Origin of the sequence: Streptomyces caeni (assembly GCF_042678285.1) — a bacterium.
Classification (GTDB): Bacteria; Actinomycetota; Actinomycetes; order Streptomycetales; family Streptomycetaceae; genus Streptomyces; species Streptomyces caeni.
In genome coordinates, this window is the sequence record NZ_JBHUDX010000076.1 from 20,899 (window position 1) to 34,418 (window position 13,520).

Here is a 13,520-nt window from a genome sequence, read left to right on the forward strand (position 1 = left end):
GTCGGCGTGCCGCAGGCCGTAACGCGCGTAGAACCGCGGCCACGGAAAGGGCCGCGCGGTGTCACTTCGTGTACTTCGGTGCGGACGGCAGCTGGAACAGCGCCCAGACCACCTTGCCGCTCAGTGTGCCCGCCAGCGGATGCCAGCCCCAGCCGTCGGCGAACGAGTCCACCAGGAACAGCCCGCGCCCCGACTCCGCAGAGAAGTCCTCCGAGTCGCCCGCGACCGGACTGTCGTAACTGGGGTCGCGCACGGCGCACACCAGGCGCGTGGTCCAGCGCATCAGATGCAGCCGCACCGGCGGGTCCTGCTCGCAGCGGTGCGTGGCCGGCGAGGGCAGCGCATGCCGCAGCGCGTTGGTCACGAGTTCGGAGACCACGAGGCAGATGTCGTCGGAGCGCTCGCCCACATCCCACTGGCACAGGGTTCTTCGGGCGAACTGCCGTGCCTCGCGCACCGCTTCGAGACGGGAGGACAGGGCGCAGGAGGTTGCGCTGGACACGGCGGCGGGGTCGAGCGGCGGAAGTCCCTGCCGTAAGGGCTCGAGCATGGTCGATCCATCCGTCCCCATGCGAGGCACTCCCGGGTGTTCGCGGTCGTGGCGATGCAGCGGTGGCGCGGGACCATGGTTTCGGATGAGTCAGGCAGATGCAAGGGCAGATGCACGTGCACGCGCCGGAGTTGACCGCCCCTGTACTACTTTCCATGTATTTCTTCGGTCACTTTCTTCCCCGTTGCTCGCTCCTCCCGCGCTCTCCCCCTGTCTCATTCATTGACTCCTTTCCATTTCTGTAACCACACGAGTACTGCTCGAAGTGTTTTAGTGGCAGACTGCGCGATCTGAAGGATGGTTGGGGAGGTTGACGAAGTGAGCGCTGGGGACTCGAGCGGGTCGGTGGTACGGCGCATTCTGCTGGGATCCCATCTCAGGCGCCTGCGAGAGGCGCGCGGCATCACCAGGGAAGCGGCCGGCTACTCGATCCGGGCCTCGGAGTCGAAGATCAGCCGTATGGAGTTGGGACGGGTGAGCTTCAAGACGCGGGATGTCGAGGACCTGCTGACGCTGTACGGGATCACCGACGAGGTCGAGCGCACCTCCCTGCTCTCCCTGGCCAGGGAGGCCAACGTCGCCGGGTGGTGGCACAGCTACTCCGACGTCCTGCCCAGCTGGTTCCCCACGTATGTCGGCCTGGAGGGCGCGGCGCACCACATCCGGTCGTACGAGGTCCAGTTCGTGCACGGCCTGCTGCAGACCGAGGCGTACGCGCACGCGGTCGTCGCCCGCGGGATGAAGGGGGCGAGCGCCGCGGACATCGACCGGCGTGTGGCGCTGCGGCTCGAACGGCAGAAGTACCTCGTTTCGGAGAGGGCCCCGCAGTTCGACGTCGTGCTCGACGAGGCCGCCCTGCGCCGCCCCTACGGCGGCCGGCAGGTGATGCGCGGTCAGCTCCAGCACCTGATCGACATCTCGGAGCGGTCCAACGTGCGGCTGCAGGTCATGCCGTTCAGTCTCGGCGGGCACTCGGGTGAGAGCGGATCCTTCACCATCCTGAGCTTCCCCGAGTCCGATCTGTCCGACGTCGTCTATATGGAGCAGCTCACCAGCGCCCTGTACCTCGACAAGCGTGAGGACGTCACCCAGTACGAGACCGCGATGAAGCAGCTGCAGCAGGACGGTCCCGGACCGGACGAAAGCCGCGATCTGCTGCGGGGGCTGCTGCAACTGTCCTGAGAGTCTTCACAGAGTGTCCCGAGGTGTCCTCCAACTCCCTTCCATCACAAGTACGATGACGCACATTCAGGCTTGACGTGATCACGTACGTGAACGGGTGTCTGCTTCGGCTGCGAGGGATTGAGGAATCACATGTCGTCCTACTTCACCGATCTGGCTCAGCAGTACATCGGCGGTGAGTGGCGCCGGGGAACGGGCTCCTGGGACATCATCGACTTCAACCCCTACGACGGCGAGAAGCTCGCGTCCATCACCATCGCCACGGTCGACGAGGTCGACGAGGCGTACCGGGCCGCCGCGGCCGCCCAGAAGGAGTGGGCCGCCACCAACCCGTACACGCGCCGCGCGGTGTTCGAGAAGGCCCTGCGGGTCATCGAGGACCGCGAGCCGGAGATCACCGAGGCGATCATCGCCGAGCTGGGCGGTACGCGTCTGAAGGCCGCCTTCGAACTGCACCTCGCCAGGGAGTTCCTGCGCGAGTCGATCCAGCTGGCGCTGCGCCCCGAGGGCAGGATCCTCCCCTCGCCGATCGACGGGAAGGAGAACCGCCTCTACCGCGTGCCCGTCGGTGTCGTCGGTGTGATCAGCCCGTTCAACTTCCCCTTCCTGCTGGCGATCAAGTCCGTCGCGCCGGCGCTCGCGCTCGGCAACGGCGTCGTCCTCAAGCCGCACCAGAACACGCCGGTCGTCGGCGGCTCCCTGGTCGCCAGGATCTTCGAGGAGGCCGGGCTCCCGGGCGGCCTGCTGAACGTCGTGATCACCGACATAGCGGAGATAGGCGACGCGTTCCTGGAGCACCCGGTCCCGAAGGTGATCTCCTTCACCGGCTCCGACAAGGTGGGCCGCCACGTCGCGACCGTCTGCGCCTCGCTCTTCAAGCGCTCCGTCCTCGAACTCGGCGGCAACAGCGCGCTGGTGGTCCTGGACGACGCGGACGTCGACTACGCCGTCGACGCGGCCGTCTTCAGCCGGTATGTGCACCAGGGCCAGGTCTGCATGGCCGCCAACCGTGTCCTGGTGGACCGCTCGCTGCTGGAGGAGTTCACCGAGAAGTTCGTCGCGAAGGTGAAGTCGCTCAAGGCGGGCGACCCGCGCGACCCGGAGACCGTCGTCGGCCCGGTCATCAACTCCTCGCAGGCGGACGCCATCTCGGGCGCGGTCGAGCAGGCCATCGCGGAAGGCGCCACGGCGCTCGTGCACGGCTCGACCACCGACAACCTGATCGAGCCGACCGTCCTGACGGACGTTCCCGCCGACTCCCCGATCCTCCAGCAGGAGATCTTCGGCCCGGTCGCCCTCCTCGTCCCCTTCGACGGCGAGGAGGAGGCCGTCCGCATCGTCAACGACACCCCGTACGGCCTCAGCGGCGCCGTCCACACCGCCGACGTCGAGCGCGGGGTGGCCTTTGCCAAGCAGATCGACACGGGCATGTTCCACGTGAACGACGGCACGGTCCACGACGAGCCGCTCGTCCCCTTCGGCGGCGAGAAGCACTCGGGCATCGGCCGGCTGAACGGCCAGACGACGATCGAGGCGTTCACCACGCAGAAGTGGATCTCGGTGCAGCACGGCCGCAGCCGGTTCCCGTTCTGATTCCCGGCCGGATCGCCGGTGACGGGCCCTTGCGGACAGGATCTGACCGCAAGGGCCCGTAGCGTCGTCGGTGTCAGGCAGAGGAGGAACACCTCGCTGGAACCGACGAAAGGCGGCGCTGGAACCGACGAAAGGCGGCCGGTCATGGTCACTCATGTGCCCGCGGAGACCCAGGGCGACGAGCGCGGAGCGCTGCTCTCCTTCCTGGAGGAGCAGCGCGGCGGCATCCGCCGGGCCCTGCTCGGTCTGACGGAGGAGCAGGCGGCCTCCCGCCCCACCGCCGGTGAACTGTCGCTGTCCGGCCTGCTCAGGCACGCCGCCGAGGTCGAGCAGGGCTGGATCGCCCGCGCCGGGGGCGAGCAGCCGGTGGTCCGCCGCGACCAGTCGAACTGGGACGAGTGCTTCAGGCCCATGGGGGGACGAGACGGTCGAGTCCCAACTCGCCCACTGGGCGAAGGTCGCGGACGAGACCGAGGCGTTCATCCGCTCGGTGCCGAGCCTCGACGACACCTTCGCGCTGCCGGACGACCCCGGGTTCCCGCCGGAGGGCAGGGTCTCGATGCGATGGCTGATGCTCCACCTGATCCGCGAGACGGCCCGGCACGCGGGGCACGCGGACATCATCCGCGAGTCACTGGACGGGAAGACGGCGTTCGAGCTGGTGGCCCTGGAGCACGGGACGTCCTGGGGCTGACGCCCGTTCTGGAGCGCTGGGGCGCGCACGAGGGGTCCGACGCCGGGCCCCGCTCGGTCAACCACCGACAGGGCGCCGAGGAACACGGACGGAGAGGTCCCGGCCCCCGCCGTTTCGGGTGTCGGGCGCCGGCGCGGGGCCGGCGTCGTCCCGGTGTCAGTGGTGGAAGCCGGTGGCCGCCTGCTTGTCACGGGTCATCGGACGAGGCTGCCGGCGCAGATCCGGCAGCAGGCGGGCCAGGTCCTCGACGAACAGGTCGGCGAGGTCCGTCGAGAAGCCGTTGCGGCACACGATCCGCAGCACCGACAGGTCCTGGCGGTTGGCCGGGAAGGTGTACGCGGGCACCAGCCAGCCGTGCTGGCGGATGCGCCGTGAGACGTCGAAGACGTCGTACGCCCTCACCCCGGGCGCGGTGGTGAACGCGAACACCGGCAGCTCGTCGCCGCGGGTGAGGAGGCGGAAGTCGCCCAGCGCCTCCACTCGCTCGGCGAGCCCCCGCGCCACGTTCCGCGTCGTCTGCTGTACCGCCCGGTAGCCCTCCCGCCCCAGCCGCAGGAATGTGTAGTACTGCCCGACGACCTGGGCGCCAGGCCGGGAGAAGTTGAGCGCGAAGGTCGGCATGTCGCCGCCCAGATAGCTGACCCGGAAGACGAGTTCCTCGGGCAGGGCGTTCCGGTCGCGCCACAGCGCCCAGCCCACGCCCGGGTACACCAGCCCGTACTTGTGGCCGGAGGTGTTGATCGACGCGACCCGCGGCAGCCTGAAGTCCCACACCAGGTCCTCGTCGAGGAAGGGCGCGACCATCGCCCCCGACGCGCCGTCCACGTGCACGGGGATGTCCAGCCCGGTGCGCTCCTGCAGGCCGTCCAGGGCGGCGCACAGCTCGGCGATCGGCTCATAGGAGCCGTCGAAGGTGGAGCCGAGGATGCCGACGACCCCGATCGTGTTCTCGTCGCACAGTTCGGCGGCGGCCTGCGGGTCCAGATGGAACCGGTCGCCCTCCATGGGCACCTGGCGCGCCTCGACCTCCCAGAAGGTGCAGAACTTCTCCCAGCAGACCTGGACGTTGACACCCATGACCAGGTTCGGACGGGCGTCCCCGGACGGGTAGCGGTCCGCGTTGCGCCGCGCCCAGCGTCGCTTCAGCGCCATCCCGGCCAGCATGCACGCCTCGCTCGAACCGGTCGTCGAACAGCCCACGACCGACTGCGGGTCCGGCGCGTTCCACAGGTGGGCGAGCATCGCCACGCAACGGCGCTCCAGCTCGGCGGTGCGCGGGTACTCGTCCTTGTCGATCATGTTCTTGTCGTTGCATTCGGCCATCAGGGACCGCGCCTCGGCCTCCATCCAGGTGGTGACGAAGGTGGCGAGGTTCAGCCGTGCGTTGCCGTCCAGCATCAGCTCGTCGTGGACCAGCTGGCACGCGGTCGCGGGCGGCATCGGGCCCGTGGGCAGCCGGTGCCTGGGCGGCGCCTCGGTCATCTCGACGACCGGGTTCGCCTCACCGAAGAAGGGGTTCATCGACCGGGGGCGCTCGTCGCGCTCTTCCGGGCCACGGTGGAGGGGCATGGTCTCTCGTCTCCCATCGGGTCGGCAGGGCGCGTCCACGGGTGCGGCGGCGGCTCGGGGAGCGCCCTGCGTTCATCGGACCGGAGCGCCGGGCCGGGCGGCAGGATTGGCGGGGCCCGTCGGGGCGCCGGCGGCCGGTGTTTCACCCGTTCATCTGAGCGCGGTGCCCGGCACAGCAGACTGGTCCCCTCCCCTACCGTGGCGCGGTGGTCGCGGGCCCCGGGGGAAATGCCGCTTGCACCTCACGTGACGTGAGGCCGCAGCCTGAGGCGCGTACCCAGAAGGGAGCGGACGTGAGCTACTCGGTGGGCCAGGTCGCCGGTTTCGCCGGCGTGACCGTGCGCACGCTGCACCACTACGACGAGATCGGCCTGCTCGTCCCCGGCGAGCGCACCCATGCCGGTCACCGCCGTTACGGCGACGCCGACCTCGACCGGCTGCAGCAGATCCTGTTCTACCGGGAGCTCGGCTTTCCGCTCGACGAGGTCGCCGCCCTGCTCGACGACCCGGACGCGGACCCGCGCGCGCATCTGCGCCGCCAGCACGAGCTGCTGACCGCCCGGATCGAGAAGCTGCAGAAGATGGCGGCGGCCGTGGAGCACGCCATGGAGGCACGCAAGATGGGCATCAACCTCACACCCGAGGAGAAGTTCGAGGTCTTCGGGGACAAGGATCCGGAGCAGTACGCGGAAGAGGCGGAACAGCGCTGGGGCGGCACCGAGGAGTACGCCGAGTCGCAGCGCCGCACCGCCCGCTACACCAAGGAGGACTGGAAGCACATCCAGGCCGAGATGGCCTCATGGAGCGAGCGCTACGGCGCGCTGATGGCCGCCGGTGAGCCCCCGACCGGGGAGCAGGCCATGGATATGGCCGAGGAGCACCGCCGGCACATCCGCACGTGGTTCTACGAGTGCTCGTACGAGCTCCACCGGTGCCTCGGGGAGATGTACGTCTCCGACGAACGCTTCAAGGCGTACTACGACTCCATGCGGCCGGGCCTCGCAGTACACCTCAGGGACGCGATCGCGGCGAACACGGCCCGCCGCGCCGGCTGATCCGGCCTCCGGCCCAGGCGCCCGGCAGGTCCTGCGCCGGGCCGGGTCCCGCCGCCTCGGTCCCCCGCCGGGAGCCACCGGTGGAACCCGGTGGGGGCACCATGCGTTGATAGCTTTGTCCGGCCATCGCCCGCGTGTCGGCCGCCCTCAGCACGCCGCACCCCACCTCACCCCCTCAGGAGCCCGGAACCGTGACGACGCTTGCACTCGGACCGAGCTGGCTGGATCCGAACTACCTGCTGGACACCTTCGGGATCTGGGGCCTGCTCCTCATCGTCTTCGCCGAGTCGGGCCTGCTCATCGGCTTCTTCCTGCCGGGTGACTCGCTGCTGTTCACCTGCGGCCTGCTGATCACGTCGCACCAGCTCGACTTCCCCCTGTGGGGGGCCGTCGCGCTCATCTGCGCCGCCGCGATCCTGGGCGACCAGGCGGGCTACATGTTCGGCAAGAAGGTCGGCCCCTCCCTCTTCAACCGCCCGGACTCCCGTCTCTTCAAGCAGGAGAACGTCACCAAAGCCCACGAGTTCTTCGAGAAGTACGGCCCCAAGTCCCTGGTGCTGGCCCGTTTCGTGCCCATCGTGCGCACGTTCACGCCGATCATCGCCGGCGTCAGCGGCATGAAGTACCGCTCCTTCCTGGTCTTCAACGTCATCGGCGGTGTGATCTGGGGCACCGGCGTCACCCTGCTCGGCTCCTGGCTGGGCAACATCGGCCTCGTCAAGAACAACATCGAGGCGATCCTCATCCTGATCGTCCTCGTCTCGGTGGTCCCGATCGTCATCGAGTTCCTCCGGGCCCGTTCCAAGGCGAGCGGCACCCCGCAGCAGGACCAGGACCAGGACCGGCGGCAGGAGTCCTTCCAGCAACCGCCGGTCATGGACGACGCCACGACCCAGCTGCGCCGCGTGACCCCCGCCCACCGGGGCCAGGGCCACCCCCAGGATGCGCAGCCGTACGAGCAGCACCAGGGCTACGGCCAGCAGCCGTACGAGCAGCAGCCTTACGATCAGCACCAGGGCTACGGCCAGCAGCCGTACGAGCAGCAGCCGTACGACCAGCACCAGGGGGGCGACCAGCAGCCGTACGACCAGCAGCCTTACGATCAGCACCAGGGCTACGGCCAGCAGCCTTACGACCAGCGCCAGGGTTACGGCTACCAGCAGTACCGTTCCTGAGCAGTGAGCGGGAGTCGATCCGCCCCCTGGCACGCCCCGAACGGTCTTGGGCGCACTGGTCCCCGGCGTATTCGTCCCCGGGGCGGCGACACGCATCCTGTGCGCGGTCCGGTCCCGGGAGGCCGGTTCCGTTACGACCTGGCCATACGGATGCGGCCAGGGGCGACGGGGAGGCCCTGAACCATCTTCCCGGTGGAGCAGGGCCCCGGGCGCCGGCACTGCACCCGGCGTTCCACATCGCACGACCACGCTGCCCCGGCCTGCTCGTGACGCCGTAAGGCTGGAAGCCGGCCATCACACGATCGAGCTGGACCGGCCTTGAACTCACACTGGTCAGAACCCCCGGGTCCGCTTCGCCGCCTTCCGCCCCCCGGCGAAGCCGACCCGCAGGAACAGCCGGGAGATCTCCGACCCCAGGTTCACGCCGATCGCGATGGCCATGGCGAGCGAGGCGGCGTTGGCCAGGGACACCAGACCCTTGTCGACGTGGTTCTGGGCGATCGACAGCAGCCCGAAGTAGGTCGCCGAGCCGGGCAGCAGCGGCCCGATCGCGGCCGTCGTGTACGGCAGCGCGGACGCGAACCGGTAGCGCGAGAGCACCTGCCCGAAAAGGCCCACCAGACCCGCCGCGACCGCCGTGGAGGCGACCGGCGAGATGCCGCCCGGGTAGTGCAGCGCGCCGTACACGCTCCAGGCGACACCCCCGTTGAGGGTCACCCACAGCACGGTGGACCGCTCCTGCTGGAGCAGTACCGCGAACGTCAGGGACAGGAGCATCGACGCGACGAGCTGCACGGCCGGCCGCCCGGACGGGCTCAGGGCCGCGTCCGGGTCGAGCTGGGCGCCCACCTTCACCCCGAAGTACAGGACCACGAGCACGCCGACGACGATGCCCACGAAGAAGTACATGACCTCCAGCAGGCGCGCGGACGCGGTGATGTAGAAGCCGGTCAGCCCGTCCTGCACGCCCGCCACCAGCGCTCGCCCGGGCAGCAGCGCGAACAGCCCGCCGGTGATCACCGCGGACGCCTTCACGTCGACATGGGCGAGCGTGAGCGCGACGCCGATCGCGGCCGGGGGCATGGCGGCCACGGTGAACTGGTAGAACTCCGGTAGCCCGCGTCCCGCGAACAGCCACGCCAGCCGGTCGCCGAGCATCGCGCCCAGCGCGGCTGCGACGAAGACGACGAGGCCACCGCCGACCAGGACGGACGCCGCACCCGCCAGCAGCCCGCTCGCCCCGGTCAGCGCCCAGCCGGGGTAGGGGTGGCGGTTGCGGCGGATCTCGGCGAGCCGCCGGTACGCCTCCTCCAGGGAGATCGCCGCCTCCGGGTCGCTGAGGTCGTCCACGAGCCGGTACACCGCCGCCAGGCGCGTGTAGTCGGTGCCGCGCCGGCGCACCGTCCGCGAGGCGGACACGGGGTCGTCCACCAGGGACGGCTGGTACGAGATCGACAGCAGCGTGAAGGTGACGGTCGGCTCGCAGCGGTCCAGCCCGTACGACCGGCAGACCGCGAACATCGCGGCCTCCACGTCCTCGGCGCCCTCGCCACCGGCCAGCAGCAGCTCGCCGATGCGGAGGGTCAGGTCGAGCACACGCGGCACCGCGGGGGCCGGCCCGTCCGTCTTCTGCACCGGTTCCGGGGCGGGCCGCTCGGTCACCGACATGCGCAGCATCGTGCGCATGCGGTCCTGCCAGGGGGCGTCCTTGGTCAGCCGGACGGCGGGGATCCCCGAGGGCGGGGTGAAGACGGGCGGGGCGTGCCCGGCGCTGTAGGTGCTCGGCGGGCTGAACGCCGACCCCACCGGCCCGGTGGACTGCGGCGGGACCTCCAGCCCCCGCGGAACGGCGAACTCGGACGTCGTCTCGGGCCCGGTGTCGGCCGCAGGCACGCCGAGGCCCTCGGGTACGGCGAACTCGGAGGTCGTGGCGGACTCGCCCTCGCCCCGCCCCGGGGGCGCGAACGCGCTCCTCGCCTCGTCCGACCGCGGCTTGCGGTCCTCCGCGCCCGGCTGAGCCACCGGCCTCTCTCCTGCCCTTCGCGCCGTGCCTACGGATACGTACCTCCCGCGCGCCTCAGTATGCGCGCCGGTACGCGAACGGGCCGCGTCACCCCGTAAGGGGTCACGCGGCCCGCGATGCGACCGGAACGGGGTCAGTGACCGCCGTGCTCCTTGAAGCGCTTGTACGAGCGCTCGATCTCGGCCTCCGCGTCGGAGCGGCCCACCCAGTTCGCGCCCTCGACGGACTTGCCGGGCTCCAGGTCCTTGTAGACCTCGAAGAAGTGCTGGATCTCCAGGCGGTCGAACTCGGAGACGTGGTGGATGTCCCGCAGGTGCTCGACGCGCGGGTCGGACGCCGGGACACACAGCAGCTTGTCGTCGCCGCCGGCCTCGTCGGTCATCCGGAACATCCCGATCGCACGGCAGGTGATCAGGCAGCCGGGGAAGGTCGGCTCCTCCAGGAGGACGAGCGCGTCCAGCGGGTCGCCGTCCTCGCCGAGGGTGTTCTCGACGAAGCCGTAGTCGGCCGGGTAGCTGGTCGAGGTGAAGAGCCGACGGTCCAGGCGGATACGACCGGTCTCGTGGTCCACCTCGTACTTGTTCCGCGAACCCTTCGGGATCTCGATCGTGACGTCGAACTCCACCGGACGCTCCTCCATGATCAGCACATAGTTCTGGTGGTTAAGTGTCCCTCACGCAGATGTGTGAACGCGAAAGGGGCTGGTGGTCGTGCCAGAGCTGAGGGCTTGGCGGGCCGCGAGACCGCATCTCGTGCGGGTCGCGCACGCCGTGAGACCGCGTGTGGCACGGCTCAGTGGTGTGGTGAAGCCGCACGTCACGCGGGTTGCGCATGCCGTACGCCCGCGCTCCGGAGGGCTCACGACCCAGCAGCTGACGGCCGTCGCCGCCACCGTGGGCCTGGCGCTCGCGGCGGGGGCCGTGACCGTAGCCGGTCCCTGGGACTCCACGGGTCAGCGTACGGCCGAGCACGACCGGGCCACAGTGCGGGACCGCGAGGGTGGTGCAGATCACGGGCCCCGTGCCGGTGCGGCGGCCGGGGAACCCGCGCCCGCGCCGAGCGCCGCGGCCGTCCTGACCGGCCTCGGCGGCGGTGCGAACGCCCCCGGGTCCGCCCCGCGCGGCAAGGTCCTGGCCGACGTGCTCGACCCGCTGCTGCGCGACGCCGCCCTCGGTGCCCGGCGCTCCGCCGCGGTCGTCGACGTGACCACCGGCACACGCCTGTACGGCAAGGGCGCGGACGACCCGCTGACCCCCGCCTCCACCACCAAGATCGCCACGGCCGTCGCGGTGCTCTCCGCGGCCGGCCCCGACCACCGCCTGACCACGCGCGCGGTCCTGGAGCCCGGCACCAGGGAACTGGTGCTCGTCGGCGGCGGCGACCCGACCCTGACCGCCCGCAAGCAGGCCGGAGGCTGGGCCGGCCTGCGCACCCTCGCCGACCGGACCGCCGTCGCGCTGAAACGGCGTCATCTGACCTCGGTGACGCTCTCGTACGACACCTCCCTGTTCAAGGGCGGGGCGCTGCACCCCATCGGGATCAACCCCAACCTCGCCCCCGTCACCGCCCTGATGGCCGACGAGGGGCGCACGGACGGCTCCACCAGCGGACCGGCCGCGCGCACCGCGGACCCGGCGGCCGACGCCACCCGCACGTTCGGCGACCTGCTGCGCGACCGCGGCATCACGACCTCGGCACCGGGACCTTCGAAGGCCACACGGCGCGCGCAGACCCTGGCCTTCGTCCAGTCGCCGCCCCTGTCCGCCGTGGTCGAGCGGATGCTCACCACCAGCGACAACGACATCGCCGAGGCCCTCGCCCGCCAGACCGCCCTCGCCACCGGCGGGCAGCCGACCTTCGAAGGGGGCGCGGCCGCGATCACCACCCGGCTGAAGAGGCTCGGCCTCCCCCTCGCCGGCGCGCGGTTCCACGACGGCAGCGGTCTCGACCGCAACGACAGGCTCACCGCGCACCTGCTGACGGCCCTGCTGGCCCTCGCGGGCTCCCCGTCCCACCCCGAGCTGCGCCCGGTGCTCACCGGCCTGCCGGTCGCCGGTTTCACCGGCACGCTCAGCCAGCGCTACGAGGACGCCGCCACGCGCCCGGGCATCGGCCTCGTACGCGCCAAGACGGGCTCCCTGACCGGCGTCAACACGCTCGCCGGGACGGTGGTGGACACCGACGGCCGCCTGCTGGCCTTCGCGTTCCTGACGGGCGGCTCGATGGACCCGACGACGGCCAGAGCGGCCCTGGACCGTACGGCGGCGGCCCTGGCGGACTGCGGCTGCCGGTGACGGCATTGCCCCACCCGCACCACGGGCTCCGGCACGGGCGCCGACCCGGCGCCGCACCCCTCACCGCACCCGTGCACGAGCACGTACCGTTGACGCATGACGAGCATCGGTGGTGCTGCATCCCCTGGGATGGTCGACTGGAACCTTGCGGTGGCGACCGCGACCCGTCTCGTGCGGCCGGGCCCCGACGTGAGCCGCGACGAGGCCCGGGCCGTCGTCGCGGAGCTGCGCCGGCACGCGAGGGCCTCGGAGGAACACGTCCGGGGCTTTACTCGTATGGGCGAACAGGGCGTGCACGACACCCCCGTCCTCGTCGTCGACCGGCCCGGCTGGGTCCGGGCGAACGTCGCCGGGTTCCGGGAGATCCTCAAGCCCCTCCTCGACCGGATGCAGGAGCGACGCGCGGGCAGCCCCGGCGGAGCCGTGCTCAGCGCCGTCGGCGGCAAGGTCACCGGCGTGGAGCTGGGCATGCTCCTGTCGTTCCTGTCCTCCCGGGTCCTGGGCCAGTACGAGACCTTCGCCCCGGCCACCCGCGACCTCCCGGCGGGCGAGGACGGCGGCGGCCGCCTGCTGCTGGTCGCGCCGAACATCGTGCACGTGGAGCGCGAACTGGACGTGCAGCCCCACGACTTCCGCCTCTGGGTCTGCCTGCACGAGGAGACGCACCGCACGCAGTTCACCGCGGTGCCCTGGCTGCGCGACCATCTGGAGGGCGAGATCCAGTCTTTCCTGGGGGAGACGGACATCGACCCCATGGCCGTCCTGGAGCGCGTCAGGGAGGCCGTCCAGGCGCTCGCGGGCGGCCGTCCCGAGGGCGAGGAGGGCGACGACGGCCGCTCCTTCGTGGAGTTGGTGCAGACGCCCGTGCAGCGCGAGATCCTGGGCCGCCTCACCGCGGTGATGTCCCTCCTGGAAGGGCACGCCGACTTCGTGATGGACGGCGTCGGCCCGGATGTCGTCCCGTCCGTGGCGGAGATCCGCGAGAAGTTCCAGCAGCGCCGGGCCAGGGGCGCCTCCCGCCTCGACCTCGCCCTGCGCAAAATGCTGGGCCTGGACGCCAAACTCCGCCAGTACCGCGACGGCGAGCGGTTCGTGCGGGCGGTCGTCGACCAGGTCGGCATGGACGGCTTCAACCGCGTGTGGACCTCCCCGAACACCCTCCCGACCAAGGCGGAGATCGCCAAACCGGCGGACTGGGTCGCGCGGGTGCACCGGAAGGCGGAGTCGTGAGCCCCGCGCGAGCGCGGTGACACGAATCCGGCCGTCGGCAGGTGAACGCCTCGCCAATCACCCGTCCGAGGGAGCGTGAGCTGCGGGCAGGCGTGCAATGCTCGGGTAACGCCCCGTTTCTGTCACCATCTACACACTCTGAGTGACCGGTCTTG

10 protein-coding genes and 1 pseudogene are annotated in these 13,520 nt (G+C 70.7%); 7 read left to right on the forward strand and 4 right to left on the reverse strand.

What is annotated here, in order from left to right:
• Nucleotides 1–61: 61 nt before the first annotated feature.
• Complete coding sequence (locus tag ACFSL4_RS25350; RefSeq protein ID WP_381087306.1) at nucleotides 62–571, reverse strand: ATP-binding protein; 510 nt, start codon at nucleotides 569–571, stop codon at nucleotides 62–64.
• Between the two features lie 276 nt (nucleotides 572–847).
• Between ACFSL4_RS25350 and ACFSL4_RS25355 the strand changes: the two genes are divergently transcribed.
• The 3 genes and pseudogenes from ACFSL4_RS25355 (at nucleotide 848) to ACFSL4_RS25365 (ending at nucleotide 4,019) form a co-directional block, all read left to right on the forward strand.
• Entirely contained in the window at nucleotides 848–1,732 is an 885-nt protein-coding gene (locus ACFSL4_RS25355) for a helix-turn-helix domain-containing protein (RefSeq protein ID WP_381087308.1), read from the forward strand.
• A 132-nt stretch (nucleotides 1,733–1,864) separates the two neighbouring features.
• Nucleotides 1,865–3,325 (forward strand): aldehyde dehydrogenase family protein, encoded by a 1,461-nt coding sequence (locus ACFSL4_RS25360; RefSeq protein WP_381087311.1) that lies wholly within the window; start codon nucleotides 1,865–1,867, stop codon nucleotides 3,323–3,325.
• Between the two features lie 144 nt (nucleotides 3,326–3,469).
• A pseudogene (locus tag ACFSL4_RS25365) lies at nucleotides 3,470–4,019 on the forward strand (DinB family protein).
• Between the two features lie 156 nt (nucleotides 4,020–4,175).
• On the opposite strand, the gene ACFSL4_RS25370 reads toward ACFSL4_RS25365, so the two are convergent.
• Nucleotides 4,176–5,588 carry a glutamate decarboxylase gene (locus tag ACFSL4_RS25370; protein WP_381087314.1) on the reverse strand — a complete coding sequence of 471 codons (1,413 nt, stop codon included), beginning with the start codon at nucleotides 5,586–5,588 and terminating at the stop codon, nucleotides 4,176–4,178.
• A gap of 293 nt (nucleotides 5,589–5,881) precedes the next feature.
• Between ACFSL4_RS25370 and ACFSL4_RS25375 the strand changes: the two genes are divergently transcribed.
• Both ACFSL4_RS25375 and ACFSL4_RS25380 read left to right on the forward strand, forming a co-directional pair.
• Nucleotides 5,882–6,643 (forward strand): MerR family transcriptional regulator, encoded by a 762-nt coding sequence (locus ACFSL4_RS25375; RefSeq protein WP_381087317.1) that lies wholly within the window; start codon nucleotides 5,882–5,884, stop codon nucleotides 6,641–6,643.
• A gap of 191 nt (nucleotides 6,644–6,834) precedes the next feature.
• Entirely contained in the window at nucleotides 6,835–7,818 is a 984-nt protein-coding gene (locus ACFSL4_RS25380; RefSeq protein WP_381087319.1) for a DedA family protein, read from the forward strand.
• A 333-nt stretch (nucleotides 7,819–8,151) separates the two neighbouring features.
• Here ACFSL4_RS25380 and ACFSL4_RS25385 read toward each other — a convergent pair whose 3' ends face one another.
• Nucleotides 8,152–9,840 (reverse strand): threonine/serine exporter family protein, encoded by a 1,689-nt coding sequence (locus ACFSL4_RS25385; RefSeq protein ID WP_381087322.1) that lies wholly within the window; start codon nucleotides 9,838–9,840, stop codon nucleotides 8,152–8,154.
• 134 nt (nucleotides 9,841–9,974) lie between these two features.
• On the reverse strand, nucleotides 9,975–10,466 hold the full coding sequence (locus tag ACFSL4_RS25390; protein WP_381087448.1) for an inorganic diphosphatase: 492 nt from the start codon (nucleotides 10,464–10,466) through the stop codon (nucleotides 9,975–9,977).
• A gap of 79 nt (nucleotides 10,467–10,545) precedes the next feature.
• Between ACFSL4_RS25390 and dacB the strand changes: the two genes are divergently transcribed.
• Nucleotides 10,546–12,135, forward strand: a complete 1,590-nt coding sequence (gene dacB, locus ACFSL4_RS25395) for a D-alanyl-D-alanine carboxypeptidase/D-alanyl-D-alanine endopeptidase (protein ID WP_381087325.1) — start codon at nucleotides 10,546–10,548, stop codon at nucleotides 12,133–12,135.
• A gap of 96 nt (nucleotides 12,136–12,231) precedes the next feature.
• Nucleotides 12,232–13,365, forward strand: coding sequence for a zinc-dependent metalloprotease (locus ACFSL4_RS25400; protein ID WP_381087328.1), 1,134 nt, complete (start codon nucleotides 12,232–12,234; stop codon nucleotides 13,363–13,365).
• Nucleotides 13,366–13,520: the final 155 nt, after the last annotated feature.

Coding starts and splice junctions, on each gene's coding strand:
- ACFSL4_RS25360 (WP_381087311.1), top strand. CDS start 1,865: ATGTCGTCCTACTTCACCGATCTGGCTCAGCAGTACATCGGCGGTGAG.
- ACFSL4_RS25355 (WP_381087308.1), top strand. CDS start 848: ATGGTTGGGGAGGTTGACGAAGTGAGCGCTGGGGACTCGAGCGGGTCG.
- ACFSL4_RS25350 (WP_381087306.1), bottom strand. CDS start 571: ATGGGGACGGATGGATCGACCATGCTCGAGCCCTTACGGCAGGGACTT.
- ACFSL4_RS25400 (WP_381087328.1), top strand. CDS start 12,232: ATGACGAGCATCGGTGGTGCTGCATCCCCTGGGATGGTCGACTGGAAC.
- ACFSL4_RS25370 (WP_381087314.1), bottom strand. CDS start 5,588: ATGCCCCTCCACCGTGGCCCGGAAGAGCGCGACGAGCGCCCCCGGTCG.